At 65.6% G+C, this 19,047-nt stretch carries 17 protein-coding genes and 1 pseudogene; 9 read left to right on the top strand and 9 right to left on the bottom strand.

Features of this window, described 5'->3' with window-relative positions:
• Nucleotides 1-4: 4 nt before the first annotated feature.
• Both ACIBEI_RS19675 and ACIBEI_RS19670 read left to right on the top strand, forming a co-directional pair.
• Complete coding sequence (locus ACIBEI_RS19675; RefSeq protein WP_398890408.1) at nt 5-1,603, top strand: sensor histidine kinase; 1,599 nt, start codon at nt 5-7, stop codon at nt 1,601-1,603.
• Between the two features lie 20 nt (nt 1,604-1,623).
• Nucleotides 1,624-2,616 carry a TAXI family TRAP transporter solute-binding subunit gene (locus ACIBEI_RS19670; RefSeq protein WP_398890835.1) on the top strand — a complete coding sequence of 331 codons (993 nt, stop codon included), beginning with the start codon at nt 1,624-1,626 and terminating at the stop codon, nt 2,614-2,616.
• A 171-nt stretch (nt 2,617-2,787) separates the two neighbouring features.
• On the opposite strand, the gene ACIBEI_RS19665 is transcribed toward ACIBEI_RS19670, so the two are convergent.
• Entirely contained in the window at nt 2,788-3,054 is a 267-nt protein-coding gene (locus ACIBEI_RS19665; RefSeq protein ID WP_398890406.1) for a hypothetical protein, read from the bottom strand.
• A 74-nt stretch (nt 3,055-3,128) separates the two neighbouring features.
• On the opposite strand from ACIBEI_RS19665, the pseudogene ACIBEI_RS19660 reads away from it, so the two are divergent.
• Nucleotides 3,129-3,452 (top strand): annotated as a pseudogene (locus tag ACIBEI_RS19660) (DUF6928 family protein); the annotation flags it as partial.
• A gap of 93 nt (nt 3,453-3,545) precedes the next feature.
• Here the strand turns inward: ACIBEI_RS19660 and ACIBEI_RS19655 are convergent.
• Both ACIBEI_RS19655 and ACIBEI_RS19650 read right to left on the bottom strand, forming a co-directional pair.
• Nucleotides 3,546-3,953 (bottom strand): NUDIX domain-containing protein, encoded by a 408-nt coding sequence (locus ACIBEI_RS19655; protein WP_398890404.1) that lies wholly within the window; start codon nt 3,951-3,953, stop codon nt 3,546-3,548.
• Nucleotides 3,954-4,265: 312 nt separating this feature from the next.
• On the bottom strand, nt 4,266-4,697 hold the full coding sequence (locus tag ACIBEI_RS19650) for a hypothetical protein (RefSeq protein ID WP_398890402.1): 432 nt from the start codon (nt 4,695-4,697) through the stop codon (nt 4,266-4,268).
• Between the two features lie 338 nt (nt 4,698-5,035).
• Between ACIBEI_RS19650 and ACIBEI_RS19645 the strand changes: the two genes are divergently transcribed.
• The 4 genes from ACIBEI_RS19645 (at nt 5,036) to ACIBEI_RS19630 (ending at nt 9,316) form a co-directional block, all read left to right on the top strand.
• On the top strand, nt 5,036-5,623 hold the full coding sequence (locus ACIBEI_RS19645; RefSeq protein ID WP_398890400.1) for a hypothetical protein: 588 nt from the start codon (nt 5,036-5,038) through the stop codon (nt 5,621-5,623).
• Nucleotides 5,624-5,716: 93 nt separating this feature from the next.
• Nucleotides 5,717-6,235 (top strand): hypothetical protein, encoded by a 519-nt coding sequence (locus tag ACIBEI_RS19640; RefSeq protein WP_398890398.1) that lies wholly within the window; start codon nt 5,717-5,719, stop codon nt 6,233-6,235.
• 265 nt (nt 6,236-6,500) lie between these two features.
• A complete protein-coding gene (locus ACIBEI_RS19635; protein WP_398890396.1) occupies nt 6,501-6,749 on the top strand; it encodes a DUF6959 family protein in 249 nt (82 codons plus the stop codon).
• Nucleotides 6,750-7,312: 563 nt separating this feature from the next.
• Entirely contained in the window at nt 7,313-9,316 is a 2,004-nt protein-coding gene (locus ACIBEI_RS19630) for a P-loop ATPase, Sll1717 family (RefSeq protein WP_398890833.1), read from the top strand.
• 169 nt (nt 9,317-9,485) lie between these two features.
• Here ACIBEI_RS19630 and ACIBEI_RS19625 read toward each other — a convergent pair whose 3' ends face one another.
• The 3 genes from ACIBEI_RS19625 to ACIBEI_RS19615 all read right to left on the bottom strand — a co-directional run bounded on the left by ACIBEI_RS19625 (nt 9,486) and on the right by ACIBEI_RS19615 (nt 13,180).
• Nucleotides 9,486-10,412 carry an HNH endonuclease signature motif containing protein gene (locus tag ACIBEI_RS19625; protein WP_398890394.1) on the bottom strand — a complete coding sequence of 309 codons (927 nt, stop codon included), beginning with the start codon at nt 10,410-10,412 and terminating at the stop codon, nt 9,486-9,488.
• A 689-nt stretch (nt 10,413-11,101) separates the two neighbouring features.
• Complete coding sequence (locus tag ACIBEI_RS19620; protein WP_398890392.1) at nt 11,102-11,731, bottom strand: pentapeptide repeat-containing protein; 630 nt, start codon at nt 11,729-11,731, stop codon at nt 11,102-11,104.
• 366 nt (nt 11,732-12,097) lie between these two features.
• Entirely contained in the window at nt 12,098-13,180 is a 1,083-nt protein-coding gene (locus ACIBEI_RS19615) for a DUF1152 domain-containing protein (RefSeq protein WP_398890390.1), read from the bottom strand.
• A 79-nt stretch (nt 13,181-13,259) separates the two neighbouring features.
• Here ACIBEI_RS19615 and ACIBEI_RS19610 point away from each other — a divergent pair, with 79 nt between their 5' ends.
• Nucleotides 13,260-14,000, top strand: a complete 741-nt coding sequence (locus ACIBEI_RS19610; protein ID WP_398890388.1) for a GntR family transcriptional regulator — start codon at nt 13,260-13,262, stop codon at nt 13,998-14,000.
• 274 nt (nt 14,001-14,274) lie between these two features.
• The gene (locus tag ACIBEI_RS19605) at nt 14,275-14,739 is read left to right on the top strand and encodes an ATP-binding protein (RefSeq protein WP_398890386.1); all 465 of its coding nucleotides are present in this window, start codon (nt 14,275-14,277) and stop codon (nt 14,737-14,739) included.
• Nucleotides 14,740-14,997: 258 nt separating this feature from the next.
• Here the strand turns inward: ACIBEI_RS19605 and ACIBEI_RS19600 are convergent, their stop codons facing one another.
• The 3 genes from ACIBEI_RS19600 to ACIBEI_RS19590 all read right to left on the bottom strand — a co-directional run bounded on the left by ACIBEI_RS19600 (nt 14,998) and on the right by ACIBEI_RS19590 (nt 19,044).
• Complete coding sequence (locus tag ACIBEI_RS19600) at nt 14,998-15,918, bottom strand: helix-turn-helix domain-containing protein (RefSeq protein ID WP_398890384.1); 921 nt, start codon at nt 15,916-15,918, stop codon at nt 14,998-15,000.
• A 481-nt stretch (nt 15,919-16,399) separates the two neighbouring features.
• The gene (locus ACIBEI_RS19595) at nt 16,400-17,299 is read right to left on the bottom strand and encodes a hypothetical protein (protein WP_398890382.1); all 900 of its coding nucleotides are present in this window, start codon (nt 17,297-17,299) and stop codon (nt 16,400-16,402) included.
• A gap of 2 nt (nt 17,300-17,301) precedes the next feature.
• Nucleotides 17,302-19,044, bottom strand: coding sequence for a sulfite reductase flavoprotein subunit alpha (locus tag ACIBEI_RS19590; RefSeq protein ID WP_398890831.1), 1,743 nt, complete (start codon nt 19,042-19,044; stop codon nt 17,302-17,304).
• Nucleotides 19,045-19,047: the final 3 nt, after the last annotated feature.

Genomic DNA, 19,047 nt, shown 5'->3' with positions numbered 1-19,047 from the left:
GCGCGTGCGTACCAGGGTCGAGGCCGCGCTGCTGCTGTTCGTCGTGATCGCGGTGGCCGCGTTCGCCGTTCCGCTGCTGCTGTTCACCGCGTCCGACCGCACCCAGCAACTGGTCCTCGCCCGCAGCGCCGACCTGGACCGCTTCGCGTCTCTCATGGACCAGGCCGCGGCGACCGGCGACACCTCGGCCGTCACCGCCGAGGTGCGCCGCTACACACAGCTGTACGGCGAATCACTCGTCGTCACGGACACGCGCCGCAACCCCGTCGTCCAGACCGGTGGCATGCGGGCGGCCGATCCCGCCGTCGCCCGGCTGCTCGACGCGGCGCTGCGCAACCAGACCGCGCATCCCGGGGGCACGCTTCGGCCCTGGTCACGGGGGCACCGGATGTTCGCCGAGCCCGCGGGTACCGGGACCCGGGTCTCCGGGGCCGTCGTGCTGCGGGCCTCGGTGGAGACCGCGGCGGAGGACATCACCCGGCGCTGGGCCGCCGTCCTCGCCGGAGCGGCTCTGGTCGCGGTCGCCTGCACGGTCCTCGCCCGGGCCGCGACGGGGTGGGTGGTCAGCCCGCTGCGCCGTCTCGACCGGGCCGTCGGGCAACTCGCCGCGGGACTCCCGCCCGAACAGACCCGAGCGGGCGGCCCGCCCGAACTGCGCCAGCTCGCCACCGGCTTCAACCGCATGGCCCGTACGGTCACGGCGGCCCTGGAGCAGCAGCGCAGGCTCGTCGCCGACACGTCCCACCAGATGCGCAACCCCATGGCGGCCCTCAGGCTCCGTGTCGACGCCCTGCACACGCATCTGCCCGCGTCCGCCGACCGTACGTACTCCGGGGTCACCACCGAACTCGACCGTCTGGAGAGCCTTCTCGACGACCTGCTGGCCCTCGCCACCGCGGAACACCGGGCCGGGGAACTGACGGTGACCGACGGCTCGGGCGCCCGCTGCGACGCCACGGCCGTGGCGGCCACCCAGCACAGCCTGTGGGAGCCGGTCGCCGACCGCGCCGGAGCACGTCTGGGCCTTGGGCCCGCCGAGGCCCCGGTCCAGACCGCCTGTACGGACCGCGAACTCGCCCAGATCACGGACATCCTCCTGGACAACGCCATCAAGTACGCGGGCCCGGGCGCCGGGATCTCGCTCAGCTGCACCGTCGAGGGCCCGCTGGCGGTCCTCACGGTGACGGACGACGGCCCGGGGCTGGGCACGGAGGAACTGGCCCTGGCCACCACGAGATTCTGGCGTTCGGGCCGGCAACGACAGGACGGCACAACGGGTACGGGGCTGGGACTGGCCATCGCCGAACAACTGCTGGCGGGGCGGGGAGGCCGCCTGGAACTGGGGCCGGCGCACCCGCGAGGGCTGCGGGCCAGGGCGCTCGTGCCGCGCGCCGTGACCGATGGAGGGGACGGAGTGGACGGCGAGGGCGGTGGGGGCGGCGAGGGGGGCTGCGGTGGGGGTGACGGCGGCCGTGCGGGTGGTGGCGGTGCGGGTGGCGGCGGCCGTGCAGGTCATGGCGGTGCGGGTGACGGTGGCCGTGCAGGTGACGGTGGCCGTGCGGGTGACGGTGGCCGTGCGGGTGACGGCGGCGGCGTGTGGTGAACCACCCCGCCGACCGGGTGGTGAACCACCCCGTCGACCGCCGCAGCCTTCTCCACGCCGCCCTGGGCACGGCGGCCGTCGCCGTTCTCGGCGGCGCGCTCACGGCCGACACCTCACGGCAGCGTCCCGGACCGAGCGGTGTCCTGCGGTTCGCGACCGGTGAACCCACCGCGTTCTACGAGGCTTTCGGCCGCCTCGTCGCGGCGGAACTCGAGACGGCGTATCCCCGCCTGAGCTGCCGCGTCCGTACCACCGCAGGCAGTGTGACCAACATCGAACTGCTCCGCGACGGCCATGCCGACCTCGCACTCGTCCTCACCGACACCGCGCAGGCGGCCAAGGGCACCGCCCTCTTCCCGCGCCCGGTGCGCCTGCGCGCGATCGGCAGGGTGTACGAGACCTACCTCCAGTTCGTCGTCCGCGCCGACTCGTCCGTGCGCGCGGTGCCCGACCTGGCCGGACACACCGTCTCGCTCGGCGCGACCGGATCGGGCGCGGCCGAACTCGGCGAACGGATCCTGCGCGCCGCGGGCCTTTCCCCCGGCACCGACGTTCCCGTACGCCATTTCCCGCTGGCCGACGCGGCCGAGGCGATGCGGGCGGGCTCGGTCGACGCCCTGCTGGTCGCGGGCGGCGTACCGCTGCCTGTCCTGTCCGACCTCGACGACCGTTTCGGCCTGCGGTTCCTGCCGCTGGCCGGCCTGCTGCCCCGGCTCGGTGGCCGCGACGGATTGGCGGGGTCGGGCCTGGAGGAGGTGTCCCTGCCGCAGAGCGCGTACCGGACAGCGGGCGGAGTCGCCACCATCGGCGTGTCCAACCTGCTGGTGTGCCGCCCCGACCTCCCCCTCTCTGTCGCCGACGCGCTGACCCGCCTGCTGGTCCTCCGCGCCACCGCCCTCGTCCCCGACAACGCCGTCGGTACCCAGTTCCTCGACGTCGGCAGCCTGATCGGCACGGGCGGCATCGCCCTGCACCCCGGGGCGGCCGCGGCGTACCGCTCACTGCACGGCTGAGTACGTCCACCGGAGCCTGCGGTTCGGGCGTTCGGGCGTTCGGGCGTCCCGCTCCGGGATGCGCGGGGCCGCGCGGCCGGACTCTGCGGGGTAGGCCCCGGCATCTTCCCGGTCACCGGGCCGACGGATTCGCTCCGCCGAGGCGCCGTCCGGGCGCGGGCGCCGCAGTCCCTACCGTGTCCGCCGTGAATGCCGGTTCCGGCGTCGACGCAGAGTGAAGGCGCAGGCGAGCATCCCGAGGCCCCAGGCGATCAGAAGGGCACCCCACAGCGGCATGGTCACCTCCGGAATCAGGAGGCGGATCTCGACGCTCTCGCGGTTCTCGAAGATGAAGACCAGAGCGATCGCGCTGATCAGAACGAACGGCACGAGACGCCGCACACCGGGCCGCGAGAAGAACGGCGTATGCGCCTTGTGGTCTGTACTCGTCTCAGCCATGGGGCCGCCTCTCCGTCACGCACCCCTGCATCCAGGTTCCTCTTCCACGAGATGACCCGCCACCGAAGGGCCGTATGGGGGCGGCAACTCCTCGTACCGAGCCGGACGCGGTACGTGTCAGGTGCGCCCTGCGGCCCACTGCCGACCCGCTCTGCCGGACCTGTTGCGACGGGTGGGAGCGGCGGACTCGGCACGGAGTTCCGCCATGCTGCCCGCGCCTGTATCCGGGATGGGAAATTGAGGACAGCACGGGTACGAGTCTCTCGGACGGCGTGTATCCCCCGGACGGGACGGCCTATGCGGCCGCCTGGCCGGGAGTGGAAGTGGTCTGCGATCGAAGGGTGATGATCGACCTTCCGTCGCAGCTTCCGGAGCACCTGGTCGCGGCAAGCGCAGGCCGACGGCTCGTCCTGCACGCGATGCACAGCGTGGTCGACTGGCTGGCGTTCGTGGTGGTTGCTGTACTTCGCTGCTGTACAGCGGTCACGGGATCAGGAAAGCAGGCCGGCCTCGTGAAGCGCATCGAAAGCCATCTCGTCGACGGCCGAGACTCGGTCGCGATCTGCGTAGTGGAACCACGCTTTCTCGGCGATCTCCCTCGATGGGATCAGCTCACCGCGGTGATCGGCGGTGTAACAGATCATCCGGAAAGGGCCGTGATCCGGATGGCCCTCGCCGATCTCGAAGGTGCCGAAGTGCACCATGGATCCGGGGTCGATCGCCGCCTGCAGTTCCTCGTCGATCTCCCGCACTAGGGTCTCGCCGTCGGACTCGCCCGGCTCACGATGACCGCCCGGGAAGTAGAAGCGATCTCTGCCGTGACTACGCGTCACCAATACCCGGTCGTCCCGAATCAGGATCCACGCGACCTTCTCCGGCACACCGTTGCCATTCGCCATGGCTCGGGACCGTATCGGAGGGCATCGTCTGCGTCAGCACCGTCCAGCCTCAGCCACGCTGCTGGCGACGTCCGTACGAGGAAGCGGAGCTGGCGGAAGCGTAGCGGCGAGCCTTTGAGGAACGACCGCTTCGTCCCGAAGCAACTTGGGTGAGGGCCCTGCCATCAGCTGGTGCGCCTCTCACCTGTGTTGATGGTCCGTAGGTGTCCGCGCTCGTCCGCCGGTGTGCGTCGGCGTTGTCACGCAGTTAGACACTCATAGCTGCCCTGCCTGAGGCTCGCTTTCCGATGCCTGCGATTCGTGACCGGGGCTCTAGCTGCGTGGTCGACGAGTTGGCCAGGGGTGCCCGTCGGGGGATTGATCCGAGGGCCGGCCCGCTCGAACGAAGTCGCCGTATTCGTCCTGGACGATGTTCTCGTTGACCCACCGTTCCCGCACTGCGCCCGTGGTCTCCTCGGCAGCGGTCACCGCGTTCGACGGGTCCTCGGCCACGACAACGAGCCGGCCGAACTCTTTTTCGCTCGCGTCGGCGTCGAGGGGTGGAAACCCGCCCAGGTCGAGGAACGCCCCATGCCCGACATCCTCAACGGCATGGACGTAGACCTTGTACGACGCATTCGCTGGACGGACTTCTACGTAGCTGACGCCAAGCAGCCCCGGAGCACCGACCGGCCCGAGGAACTGCTCCACCGGCCGACCCCGCTTCAGGGCCCCGATGATGAAGGCTTCTGTCAGGTAGCGCACCCTGCAAACCCTACCCAGCGCGTCAGACGAGGGGTGTGGGCGAAGCTCGTATCTTGGGAAGCAGCGGGCATGTTGGGCATGTTGGGCTTGTAGGGCGGCTGACTTGGGACGAACGCCTCGTGCGCGAGTTCGGCGGGCTTTGCGCTCTCCCCGTGGTTCCCCGCTGTTCCCTGCTTGATCTGGTGCGGCTGTGGTGCGCTGCTCAGACCGCAGTATCGGTAGGTCGCCCGAAACGGGGGAGGCGAGCACCCCCTCCCACCGATCGGTGAGGATCACTCTTTCGGCCGTGGCTCTCCGCAAGTAGTCTCCATCCGGCGGCTATCTGATCGGCAGGGGACATGTCAGGAGAGCTGTTCACCTTGATGGGTGTGCTCGTTGGCGCATTTGCCTCCTATGTTGGCGGCGCGTTGATGGAGAGATCCCGCTGGCGACGCCAACTCTCAACGAGATGGGACGAACGCCGTCTGGAGGTCTATCTCCGATACGCCGATGCCATCAAGAGATTCACATCGATGGCCGGCCGTCTGGCAGCGGGCAAAGGACTCTTCGACCTTCCCCAACCGCTGCCCCAGGACATCGGTCTTGAGCGCCTGGCCGACGCTGAACTGGAGCGTGGGTACGCGTTTGAGGCAGTGCTCCTGATGGGAGACGCGGACACGATCTCGGCAGCGAGAGCGCTGCAACGTCACGCCTGGGTGCTGGAGCAGTTCGTTCGTGACATGCGCTCCGGTACGGCAGAAGACTGGGAGCGAGCGTTCAGAGCTGTAACGCAGCCGAGGCATGACGTGGTTGGAGCCTGGGTGATCCGGCCGATGTTCCAACACGCTTTCCAACTGTGGTGGGGTACTGGGCTGTGTACAGGGGCGTTCACCTGCGTTCATGGGCGGCCCGCTCACGGGCCGCACTCTGATCCAGGTCTTGCTTGAACGGCCCTGAACGGGGCTGAATGAGACGGAAAGTGAGACGGTGGCACAGTGAATCACGTCAGACACAGACGGCTGCGGACCCAAGGTTGATTGATGACGACAAGCTGGTGGATGTTTGGGCTTGGCGTGGCAACGGGCGTGTTGGGTACCGGGGTATCCGGAGCCAGCCACGTTCTGGCGCTCAAGAAGGACCGTCGGGAATTGGCCGAGAAGCTCAAGGCGGAGCAAGCGCAGCAACTTAGGGATGTAGCTGAAGCATCACTAGTCACGGTGACGGTCCGTGGATCTGGTGGATCCGTCGCCGTGAAGATCACAAATGACGGTGACCAGCCGGTGCTCCGCGTCGAACTGTTGGATATCCGGCGGGAAGGTGCTGATCCTGCCGAGACCTGGTCTGTAAATCAGAACATGGTGCCGCAGCCGGCCGTGATGCGTGAGGTTCTAAAGACACACACTGCCCTGCAGGTAGCGACATGGCTCTTGGATGCGGACGGGAAACGCATGTCTGTTCCGCGAGCTGTCGAGTACGCGGTCCGCTTCTGCGATGTGTCCGGCCAGTGGTGGCTGAGGGACGCAAGCGATGCGCCTCCCCGCCCGATCGAGGCACCATGAACGAAGCGTGACTGAACTGCACCGCGTGCGGCCCTGGAGGTCCCCGCGCTGCAAGTAACGTCGCTGGCCCTAACCCTGCAGTCGCTCAGCCGACTGGACTTCGTCCGCCGGCAGGCCATGGGTGCCTGACCACTGCTTTAGGAGTTCGATCGCGTGGCCTGCACGGGGTCCCGCCCCCGGCGTCGGTGCACCGTTCGCGACCGCCCAAGGCCGCCTGCGTTCGCCGTCTTTGATGTGAGCTGGTGATGTCAGATTGGATGGCCTGATGGAACGCGTTGAGGCAGAGCTGTTCACTGACGGTGGGAACGATGCTGTGGTTCGCCTGCCCGGTCGCAGGTTCCCCGGAGTGCCGATCCAGGGCGACTCCCTGCACATCCTCCGCAGCGACATGGCCGAGGCCGGGGAGTCCGCCGGTTTACTGCTGGCGAGCCTCGATGCCTTGCTGACGCGATACTCCACTGCGCTGGAACGGCACAAGATCCAGCGGTCGTACCGACCGGGCCTCTCAGCTTGAGAGGCTTGTGTGCTCTGGCCTCGACCGTCTCGCTGAGCTCGGCGTGATGCGCGCTGACACCGCGGTTGACCGCCGACTCGATACCGGTGCTCCCCAGAGTCCCCGCGCAATCTGGCATGCGTCTGGCACGGCTTCTTCGCCCTGAAGCGAGTGGGGGGTGAGCGCGCGACACAAGGCAGGATGACCGCACTTCAGTACTCGTTGCCGTCGTCATCTGCGGCTCTGTCTTGGCGAACTGAAGGCCCGTAGCCGCAACTTGGAGGTTACGAACTGCGACGAAGGCGGAGCAGAAGTGTGCCAAGTGGTGCAACATTGTCGCTGATGTGCCATCAGTTGACTGGTTGGCGATTTTTGAGTACATGACGGTGTGACTCGTGCGAAGCTAGCCTGCCTCGTCCTGGGGGAATAGGGGGAACAATGGTTAGGCGTAAGCGGAAGAGCAAGAACCAGAGCAGTCAGGGCGTTGCGCCGTCGGCACAGGGCATGGTGGCTGCTGAGCCGACAGCACCTCAAATTCCTGTCCAACAAATACCGCAAACTCCACTCAAGTTGCCCAAGGTTCTATTCGCCGAATCAACATCGGCCAGTCCTTTGCTGAGTATGACGCAGCTCTCAGCGACCCTGCGATGTTCGTGCACACACCCGCTCTTTCTGCCGCTCAGAACCCGGAGAGTGGCAAGGTCTTCTTTGTAGGGCGACGGGGAACCGGAAAGACGGCAATTCGCAAATATTGCGACGAAAATGGCGACCTGACCCGCGTGATCGTTCCCGAAATATTCAGCCCTTCATCAACTCTGCAGGAAATCGATCTACTGCGTAACACCAAGCAGCGGCCGTTCCGATCGCTCGTCTCTGCGTTCCGCCGTGCATTGCAGATAGAAATCCTCAATATCTGGCAAGAGTCGCGAAAAGCTAAATACCAAACCCCCCCGGAACTCGCGGAGGAGTTGGAAACCTTTGGGTATTTAGACTTCGATATTCGCTGCCTGAGCTTCATTCAGCTGATTAGTGGACCTCTTGCTAGTGGAGATGATGAAAGGTGGTTGATAGAGAATAAGGCGGCTAAGAAGATAGCAGATTGCATGAAGTTGCTTGGTTCCGGCGGGCTTTCCACTCACACGCTCCTCATCGACAGCATCGATGACTACTGGGAGGGTAGTGACGAGGGCTTGGTGTACCTGACGGCCTTTATGCATGCTTGCCTGGAAACTTCGACCCAGATTCCATGGGCTCGTGTCATTCTCTTTCTTCGAGAGAATATCTTCGAGCGCGTGAGAGCTCTGGACACAGAATCCTCCCGCCTAGAAACGGCAGTGGTCGGTATGGAGTGGACCGAACGACAATTGCTGGAAGTTGTCGAGCGTCGCTTGAATCGAAATCTAACGGCTAAATTCGGTTTGAATGGGGCCACTTGGGACGCCTTCTTTGAGAACAGTGATATTGCGTGGCGCAATGTGCTGGAGTATTGTCAAAAGCGCCCTCGAGATATCCTGATCTACGCAAGTAACGCTGTCGAGGCGGCGCAGTCCGCTGGCCATGAGAAAATCTTAATCGAGGACGTTCAGCAGGCCCGCAGGCGGTTCTCAGACAACAGATTTCGTGATCTTGGTGACGAGTATGCGGAAAACTATCCACATATCTCGCTTGTTCTTTCGCGGTTTTATGGTCTCGGAAACTCGTTTACGTTTGGTGGTGTCGAGTCGTTCATCCGGAAACTTTTGAATGACAGCGAAGCTGTTCAATTGTGTGGATCTTGGCTCTATGAGAATTCCTCTCCGGAGCGGTTCATTAGGCTGCTTTATGACATTGGATTCGTTGGTATCCGCGCATCGGGGAGACAATCGAAGTTCCGGGCACTCGGTCCTATGGATACCAGCCCACCTCCGGTTTCGGAGACTACTGATATCGTGATTCACCGATGCTATTGGGATGCGCTGGACCTGCAGGACACCCTCGTGCGACATCTCCCAGAACAGAAAGAATTCGGCAAGATCGGAATCATCGAAGACCTTCCGGGTGGCTTCGACCCCACTGAGTACACGACAAACATCGATCTCATTGTCTCTACTCTCAGTGACCTCCCGCTGGGCCACGCTGGCGCAACCGACTTTGAAGAAATTGTCGGCGATGTGATCAAGCTTTGCTTCTTCCGTGGTTTGGAGAACGTAGAGGAAAGGTCTAGGGACTTCGAAGGTCGCGTTATTCGAGACTGGGTAGCTGCGAACAGGGCGCAAGGCGGATTCTGGGAATCTGTGCGTGTCCGCTACGACGCGGTGCAGGTGATCTGGGAATGTAAGAACTACTCCGACCTTTCCGCGGACGATTTCCATCAGTTGAGCTATTACATGACTGACGTCAGTGGTAGGTTTATCGTTCTGGCATTTCGTGGCGAATTGAAGTCTGCCCATTATCAACATCTAAAGCGGATAGCTACACACAATAAAGGATTTGTCTTGCCGCTCACCGAGAAAGACCTGATGGTTTTCCTTAGGCAGGCAAAAAACGGCAAGATTAAAGAGGATCATATTCAGAATAGGTACGACAGTATCGTACGAAAGCTGTCTTAGTTCGCCTAGCCATGCGGTCCAGCTGACCTGTATGGCCGAAGAAGCCCACGGGCTCTGACCAGCTCAGATTCCGTGGGCTTCTACTGTTGTCGGGTTGGCGTTCGGCTGACCTTGGACGGCCCGGAGAAGGCCCGGTCTTGGCTCGCAGGCCAGGAAGACTCGCATACTCCTACCCAATGTCGATAGGGGGAGCGCCGGAATCTGCCCACACATTTGCGAGACGGGTACCGATCTCTGTCAGGCACCAAGTATCCATTGATTCTTTTGAATCTCCGGCCCCGGCTTCTATCAGTCTGATGTAGCCATCCGCTTCGAGGGAACGCAAGGAGTCTCGTTCGCTTCGCGGGTGAATGAAATGAGTGCCCCCACGTTTCGAAAATACCCACAGCCAAATATGCTCAGCGCGAGTGTATCGTTTAAGATTCCAGGCGAGGCGCGCTTTGAGTAGGTGTATTTCCTGCTCTGAGAAGTCTCCTGTGTCAAACTGCCTGTGGTGGTTTGGGCACAGGTAGATCAGATTGCCAAAGTTATTTACTCCTCCCCTCGCCATGGGCGTGATGTACGCCAATTCAATAATTGTGCTGTGGCAATGGGGGACAGGGCATGTTCCGCCGGCCTCCAGCCTAAGATCTCTTTTAAGTCTGGTTGAAGTAGCCCGGCCAATCCTGGAGGTCATGGCTGGCGTAGCGGGTGGCGATGCGATTGCAGGGGGTGCCGTCCATACGCCCTCGCTCGTGATGGTGTTGCTGTGGTCTTCGAAATTTCCATGACTTGTCGGGGATTTATCTGCCAGGAGAATCCACAGCGAGTGAAATTGCTGGGCGACCTTTCGAGGTTCGGGTCTGGTTAAATCCAGCGACGCCAGTACGAGGACTATGGCTTCGAGCTTGCACCATCTTGGAATGGATTTGCCGGACAAGATATTCGAAGCTCCCTGGTGTGAAATCATGTCGCAATTATCGCCAAGGTGAATTGACGCGTTGCTGATGGATTTGATGCCCGGGAATCCTGCTCGCCTGTAGAGTTCGTGAAGTTTAATTACTAGATATCGATGTGCACCGGCAGGTAAATCCTTCTCATTGGGAAGTGGAATCATGCTCACTCCTGGACGGATCCTCTGATGTCTCGTGGGGTCAAGTATGGCAAACCAGGAGAGCGGGATTCCAGGTCTAACGAGGTCAACTTGGGTCAATAATCTTCCACTTGCGCCCACTGGCATGACGAGAGCGGGAGGCTGGTACGGGGTCAAGGTGGCCCATTCGAACAAGTGATGTGGAGAGTGGGAACATGAAGAGGATCATGCCGCTGGTCAAGGTCATCATTGGCGCTGTAGTCGCAGCTCTCACGCGTGCCTTCGTGGCCGAGGAGTTCGACTCGCAGGAGTAGACACCGAGGTCGGTGGAGCGGCTTTGGGCTGGTGCTGCTTTGGCGCGAGTGATCATGGCTCCGTAAGCTTTCGGCGCGTCGGGCAGTCCGTGGACCTGCCCGGTAAAGCACGACGTTGGGGCCATGATCTTCGAGGCTCGCGCCAAAGTGGCTGCGTAAAGCCGCGGAAGCGACCGCCCTAGCCACGATGTACCCCTTCACTGACGTCAGGCGGCTGATCGCTTAGTGCGCGGCACGGGCGGCAGCCGGGCTGGAGCGGGGCGGAGACAGAAGCGCAGGCCCGGCCGGGTCCGGGGCCGCGTGCGGTGAGCGGAGCGAGCCGCCTTGGACCAGTAGAGAAAGTTGTAACCCAGTTTGCTGTTCGATCGAGTGCTGGCGCTCAAGAGGAGTGGTTTAAGGTCACTCAGCTGAGGCTGGCCTCGTTGCGATGTCAGGCGGGAGCTGTGTTGCATTGTCCAGTATTGCTGCTATCTCGATCTGTTCCGCCGTGCAGCCTTGTGCTGTCGATAGGTCCGTTCCGAACAGCTTGGCGTTCGTCAGGTTGGCGTCCATGAGGCTGGCATCTCGAAGATTGGCCGCCCGTAGATTGGCTTGACCAAGGTAGGCGCGATCTAGCCAGACACCTTCCAAGCTGGTCTCTTGCAGCCATGCGTCTTCTAGTTGCGCCTCTGTTAGGTCCGATTTGTCGAGTTGGGCTCCGCCGAGTCTAATTCGATCCAACCGAGCCTGCTTCAGGTCCGCTCCTCTGAGATCAGTTCCGCGTAGATCGATTCGAAAGGGCTCGTGTACTACGGGCCGTCGCCCCAGCACGGTTAAGGCCGCCTGCACATGCTCGGTTGGGTGTGGGTTCGTCTGTGGCGCGACCTCGACGTCAGTAGCGATTCGCGTGTGCTCTCTTATAAATGAGGCGAGCACTTCGACTACCGTCAGGTGATCCTTGAGGGAGTCGCGCATGATGCGTTCGAGTGCGTATATGCCACCTAGGCGCTCAACTGTTCGGTCCGATGCCAGAAGCTTGATCGCTTCCACGTATCGGTCAGTAACCTGAGCTTCTCGTGCTAGTTCAACTTGTTCCCGATCCCGATCGCGTGTGTGTCGCAAGCTGCGATCGGTGTAGTAGAGACCAGCTGCAGCGACTACACCCGCGCCGAGTGCAACGAGTGCCGTGCGGACACCTGTGACAACGACACCGTCGGCTGGCTCCAGGTTGTTGGTTCTCAGATGCTGCCCGTCCAGCCACCAAGGTCCTTGCCACAGCAGCAAGACGTAACCGGACAACGCTACAACGAGCCCCGCTACTAACCCCGCGCGCTTCCACTGCGGCCGCATAGCGAGGAGAGTGCCCGGCGGAGTGGATGGCTAAGCTCGAAGTCCGTTCCAAGCGGGGCGGTGCTCTTAAAGGCACCACAGGGGAGCCGAGTGTTGCGTGGGACGGCTCCGGATCAGGAACTGGCGGAGATCCTCGCGCTGGGAGCCGTTGAGGTTCAGAGCTTCGGTGAGGTGGCGGAATGTTGTGTGGGTGACTCCGCGGCGCCGGGCCTCGCCCTCGAACTGGTCGAGTTGGGCCAGCACGGTTTGGGGGACCAGGTCCGCGGGTGGCTGGTCCTTGAGCCATGCGGCCTTGTTGCGTTCGTAGTCGATTTCTGAGTATCCGCAGATTTCCCGGCTGTGCGCTTCGACCTCGTCGAGCGTCTCGGTCGTCATGATGGCGCGGGCCAGTTGGTTGCGGGTGATGGCGTCGTCCAGGTCGCCCTCGTGGACGGTGGGGCCTTCGTCGGTGAGCGCGACGGGCAGGCCGGCGTCCCGGACCTCGCAGGTGCCACGTACGCCTCGGGCGGTTGCGGCGAGCATTCCGGTGGCCTCGGACGGATGCCACTCCAGAACCGCGCTGACCGGCTCGACATCCTTCGCCGTGAAGGTGTGGACGAGGGGGCCCAGGATGCCGCGCAGGTCGTCGAGCGGTAGTTCGCCGTCCAGGCCTGGGCCTGCGATCAACAGCCGGATGGGTGCGTTCACCTGGCAGCACGCGGCGAGCGTGAGGGCGTCCGCGAGCGGGCTCTTGAGGGTCGGTTCGTCGCCTCGCGCGAGGATGTCGCCGCCCACGTCGAGTAGATCGATCGTCTCCGGTGACAAGTGGCCGATCAGCTCTTCGAGTTGGCGTGTGATGCCCTCGGCGCCGTGGTGAGGGTCGATCAGGGCGAAGGTGTGCGGGAGCTCTGCCGCGAGACGGGGGAGTGTGGAGCCTGCCGGGGCGATCGGGCGGGCGTCCGCCGGCACTGTCCAGACTGCGGGGGTGAGCTGTTCGAGGCCGGTGAAGTTGTCCGGTCCTCGGGGGCCCGGTACCGGGTCGATGAGGAGGCGGTCCCACGCGTACGTGAGGATCACCGCCTGGTCCTCGGCGCCGTAGAGGGCGGTGTGGAGCATGGCGGCGGCGACTGCGTCGCCCCCTCCTCCTGCTGCGACGATCAACCTCGTCATGGAGTCAGAGTACGGGGTGGAGGGTTGACCGCTCACTCTATAGTGGCTAGAGGCCATAGCCACTTGGCGAGGAGGGTGAATGCCTCAGATCGAGGAGGCTCAGCCGAAGTATCTCCAGATCGCGCACTTCATCCGCGATCAGATCCTTCGGGGAGACCTGCGGCCGGGGGACGAGGTGCCCTCGGAGCGGCAGTTGGCGGCGGACTGGAAGGTGTCCCGGCCCACTGCCGCACGGTCGTTGGCGGCATTGAGTCATCAGGGCTTGGTCGAGAAGCGCCAGGGGTCGGGCACGTACGTGCGCAGCCTGGAGGTCAACCGGCGGGCGCGTGAGCTGTACGGCCGGGCCCGGCAGACCGGGAAGATCTACACGCCCGGCGAGTATGCGGTGATCACTTCGGCCGGTTGGCTGGATGCGCCGGATCACGTTGTCGAAGCCTTGGGGCTGGTCAAGGATCGTCGGGCCGTGCACCGGCGACGGGTGACCAGCAACCATGACGGGCCGATCACCCTGTCCACCTCGTGGTTCGCTCCTGACGTCGGCCGGCGTGCGCCGAAGCTCCTGGAGCCCGAGCGGATCCAGGAGGGGACGCTCATGTACGTCGAGAACATGACGGGCCGCCAGGGCAGTTATGCCGAGGACCGTATGTGCGCTCGGAGCGCCACTGGCGAGGAGGCGTCGGACCTTCAACTGGCCGCTGGTTCAGCCGTTCTGGTTGTTCATCACGTCGTCTTCGACCTTCAGGACCGGCCGTTGGAGTTCGCCGAAGCCACCTATCCCCCGCATCGCTGGGCCTTCGAACAGGGCTACCCGCTCACCTGACAGTCCGGCAGTTGCGTCGATCCGCTTGCACACCCCAAGTGGCTAATGCCACTATCCATGAAGTGGCTAAGGCCACTTCTGGGAGGAGGCACGGCGTGACGGTCAGCGGCTGGACAAGGGCGCACGGTTCGGTTTCTGGGGATGCCGTGGGCGCGGTTGGAAACGCGTCGGCTCCCGTGCCGCTGTGGCGTTCTCCACGGCCGACGACCGCGCTCGGGCCACATCGAAACGGCGCTGCCTCGACTGCGACGGCAGCGGCAAGGAGTGAGCGCGGATGGATGACACCACCGATGGCCGCGACGGTTTCGGTACCGCACGACTGGGGGCGATGATCCTGCACCCGGCGCCGGAGTCCGTACCCCGGGCCCGGAGCTGGTTCCGGAAGTTCATCACCGCGTACAACCCGGCCTGCTCGATCGACGACTGCACGCTGATGGTCTCTGAGCTGGTCACCAACGCGATTCTCTACGGACGGGCGGATGAACCCTGGCTGGTGCGGGTGGAGTGGTACCGCGTGGAGACGTCGCTTCGGATCGAGGTGCACAATCCGGGGTTCCCGGCGAACGTGCGACTGCGGCGCCCGGAAGCCAGCGAGGCACACGGGCGTGGCCTGTTCCTGGTCGACGCCATCGCCGACTCGTGGCACTCCGGACCCAGCCGATTCGGCGGGACCGTGGTCTCCGCCGTGGTGGCCGACGCCTGGCCGACGAACGAAGGATTCGGCCCCCTTCTACTGTGAGTGCGCAAGTGTCTCTGGTCTGGCTGACCAGTTGAGCCGACCGGCCCCGGGACAGCACAGCAGAAGACCCCGGATGCCTGGAGGCGGAAAGGCTGTACCGGATGTGGTGGCACCTATGGAGCGGGGCAGGGCGAGCCAGAACGAGGTAGGCCGCGGATGTCACCGAAGGCGTACGCCTGCATCCCGAACACGCCGACGCGGCCGGCCGGACAGTCCCCCGTGCCATCCGACCGGCCATCGGTTGTACGAACGGGGACGTTATCGGGCGGTGGGCGGGCGGGTCTTGGACGAATTTGACCTCGTGGAGACGGCCAGGGCGCCTTCCACGCGGCGGGCGGCCAGCATCTGGCCGGGGGTGGTGCCGGCGATGGCGCGGAACTCGCGGTTGAGGTGGGCTTGGTCGTAGAAGCCGCAGGCCGTCGAGATCTCGGTGAGGCTCGCGGCCCCGCGGTTGAGCATCGCCACGGCGTGGCGGAAGCGGAGGACGCGGGCGGACGCCTTCGGGGTCAGTCCGATCTGCTGGGTGAACCGTCGGATCAAGTACCCCTGGCTCCATCCCACTTCGGCGGCCATACGGGCGATCGGGATCGCCCCCGCGCTGCCGGAGAGCAGTCGCCAGGCGTGGCCCACCTCGGGCGAGGGCTCCGGGCCGTCCCCGAGCCGGGCCAGCAACGCCTCGTCCAAGAGGTCGAACCTGGCCGACCAGTCCTGGGTGGACGCCAGTTGTTCCACCAGCATCCCGGCCCCGGACCCCAGAACGTCCCGGATCTCTATGGCCAGGTTCGTCAGCTCGCTCATCGGCATGCCGAACAGCCGGTACGCGCCCAGGGGTGTGAACTCGACCCGGATCGCCTCCTGGCCGCCGGGATGCACGCAGATCGCGGGCCGGTCCTCCAGCCCCACCACCAGCGACCCGATGCTCCCGCTGTCCCCGCCCGGTATGCCCAGCCGCCGGACCTGGGAAAACGGCTCCGCGAGGTTGATCAACAGGGTCGCGCGCCCGGACGGCATCAACCGCGCCTCGTACGGCGAGGTCATCGCCTCCCAGTAGCCGACGTAACTGCGAAGGAACGGCCGCAGCCCCGGATGCCAGGGGCGCGTGACCCGCCACAGACCACCGACCCCCGTGACGTCGACCGCACCCGTACGCAGCGTGCCGCCCCGCGCGCCTTGAAGCACCAAAGGGCTCCCCTCAACCCGAGGGACCGCCCCGAGCAAACCGCCTGGCCGCTCCGCAGTACCTCGTCCGCTGTCCGGTGTTTGCTGTCCGGTGTTCGCTGTTCGGTGTAGCAGCCGATCGTTCCGCGTGTTTCACAGTACCCATGTCGTCGCACCGAACTCACGGGCCATGGAGTGAAGTCGAGATGCGGATGGTGGATGGCCGAAGAGGCGCCCCGAGCCGATGACCGCCCCGAGCCGACGAGGGCCGCCGCGAGCCGCTGAGGGCCCTGGGCCGAGGAGCGTCCCGGGCCGAGGAAGGCCCTGGGCCGAGGAACGTCCCGGGCCGAGGAGCGACCCAGCCGAGCAACATCCCCGGCCAAGCAACATCCCGCCCGTCGGACCAGCGACAGGCCAGGCGTCGGGCAGCGGCACCCTACGCGTCGGGCAGCGGCACCCCACGCGTCGGACAGCGGCACCCCACGTGTCGAGCAGCGGCACGCTACGCGTCCGGCAGCGACGCCGCGAGATGTTCCCACGCCGCGTGCACGTCCTCCCCGACCATCCCGAACTGCGTGACGACCGCGACGCAGCGTCCGTCCTCGTCGTCGAGTTCGAGCGCCGAGGTCGGGCCGTGGGCCGCCGTGGAGCGGACGAGGTGGCAGGCCCGTACCCCCGCGAGGTCGATCTCCACCGAGCTGTCCGCGATCGCCGCGAACACCCGGCCGCCGACGGTCCGGTCGGTGACGTGGACGTGGCCGCCGCACGCCTGCATGGCCGCCGGGGCGAACACCGCGACGCCGATCGGCAGTCCGACGGAGCAGACGTGGTCGAGGACGGCGGGGAGGACATCGACCTCGATCGGCCGGTGCTCGCCGCGGTAGCGGTGGAACGCCTCGCGCCGGGCCGCCCCGCCGTCCGCCAACACCGCGTCCAGCTGGGCCAGTTGGTCGCCGCTCTCCCACTCCGGTACGTCGGGAACCACGGGCGGCCCGGTGGCCGACGCCCCCGCGTCGACCGTGGGCGCGAGTCCGACCAGCAGCCGGTCCCCCTCGGACAGCAGCCGCCCCTGGTGCACGGTCCGGCCCTCCGCGTCGAGCAGACGCAGGGCGACCGAGCCCGTGCCCTCGTCCCGCGCGACCACCGCCGTATCGACCCCGTCGGCGTCGATGCGCAGCGCGATCGATCCCGGCCGTACGGCGAACGCCTCGCCGCGCAGGCTCGGGACCGCGTAGCTGCCGGCCTGGTCGATCCGGGCGACCGGTCCGCCGGTGACCGCCTGCACGTACTGGAAGAGTGTCAGGCACCGCGCCAGCTCCGGCATCCGCGCGTCGATCAGCCGTGCGGTGCCGTTCCGCCTGCCGCAGCAGCCCTCGAACCCACAGCCATGGTGTTCAGCCATCCTCAGTACACGTCCCGTACATAGCGCTTCGCCCGGCGCAGATCCGCCAGGTACTCCGCCGCGTCGTCGTCCCCGCGTCCGCGCTGCTCGGCGACGACGCCCAGCAGGGCCGCCTCGACGTCCTTCGCCATCCGGGAGGCGTCGCCGCAGACGTAGACGTGCGCGCCCTCCTCCAGCCATCCGTACAGCTCGCGCGACCGCTCCCGCATCCGCGTCTGCACGTACACCTTCTCGGCCTGGTCGCGCGAGAACGCGAGGTCCAGTTCGGTGAGTACGCCCCGCTCCCGCAGCTCGGCCAGCTCGTCCTCGTACACGAAGTCCGTCTCGCGGTGCCGGTCGCCGAAGAACAGCCAGTTGCGGCCGGTGGCACCCCGCGCGGCGCGCTCGTGCAGGAAGCCGCGGAAGGGTGCGATGCCCGTTCCGGGGCCGATCATGACCATCGGGGCGTCGTCGTCCGCCGGGACGCCGAAGGAGGCGTTCGGCTGCACGAATACGCCTACGGCCGCCTCCTCGCCGACCCGGTCCGCGAGGTACGTCGACGCGACACCCCCGTACGACCGGTCCCCGGTGCCGTACCGGACGGACGCGACCGTGAGGTGGATACGGTCCGGGTGGGCGAGCGGGCTCGACGAGATCGAGTACTGCCGTGCCTGCAACGGCCGCAGGAGAGGGAGGAGTTCGGTCAGGGTCGGTGCGGCGGCGGGGCCCGCGTCGCGGAGCAGGTCCAGTACGTCCCGGCCCCAGAGCCAGGAGTCGAGGTCGGAGCGGTCGCCGTGCGCGACGACCGCGGCGAGTTCGCTCGACGGCGCCCGTTCGACGAGGTCGGCGATCAACTCCTTCGACGGGGTGCGGATCTCGCGTTCGGTACGGAGTGCTTCCGCCGCCTCCTCGTCGCCGCTCGCGCCCAGGTGCGCCAGGAGCCCGCCGACCAGGGCCTCGTCGTTCAGTGGTACGACGGCCAGCGCGTCCCCCGCCTCGTACGTGATGCCGCTGTCGCCGAGGTCGAACTCGTAGTGGCGGATCTCCTTCGCGCTGCGGGGCGAGGACAGCAGCCTGTTCACCGCGAGCCGGGAACGGTACGGGGTGCGCTTGTTCCAGGGGGAGCGCGGGGTGGCGGCCGTATGAATCTCGGTGCCCGCGCCCGTACCCGTGCCCGTGCTCGTCGCGCCGGTTTCGGCCACCAGCCGCTCCAGCACCGCCGCCGTCCACTCCGCCGCCGGTTCCTCGAAGTCGACGTCACAGTCGACGCGTTCGTGGAGCCGGCCCGCCCCGAGCTGCTCAAGGCGGGTGTCGATGAGCTTCGCCGCCTGGCAGAAGTCGTCGTAACCGCGGTCGCCGAGCCCGAGGACCGCGTACCGCACGCCTTCGAGCCGCGGTGCCGTCTCGGCCTGCAGCGCCTCCCAGAACAGCCCGGCGTTGTCGGGCAGTTCGCCTTCCCCGTACGTCGAGGTGACCACCAACACATGGGACATGGCGGCGAGTTGCTCGGGCGTGACGTCGTCGAGCGCGGTTACCTTCCCGCCGAGGCCGCGGGCCCGGGCCCCGGCGGCCAACTCGCCTGCCACGAACTCGGAGTTCCCGGTCTGCGTGCCGAACAGCACGTCGATCGTGGCGGCAGGCACGTCAGCCGTCCCGCCCTCCCGGCGTCCGGCGGCCGCGACACCGGCGATGAACCCGGCGAGCCAGGCCTCCTGTTCGGCGGAGAACGGCGCGTCGGCCGGGATCAGGGACCCGGTCGGGGGCATGAG

This window comes from Streptomyces sp. NPDC050988, from assembly GCF_044456225.1.
GTDB lineage: Bacteria > Actinomycetota > Actinomycetes > Streptomycetales > Streptomycetaceae > Streptomyces.
Note: the sequence above shows the minus strand (reverse complement) of the source record. Positions and strands in the feature narration are given on the sequence as shown.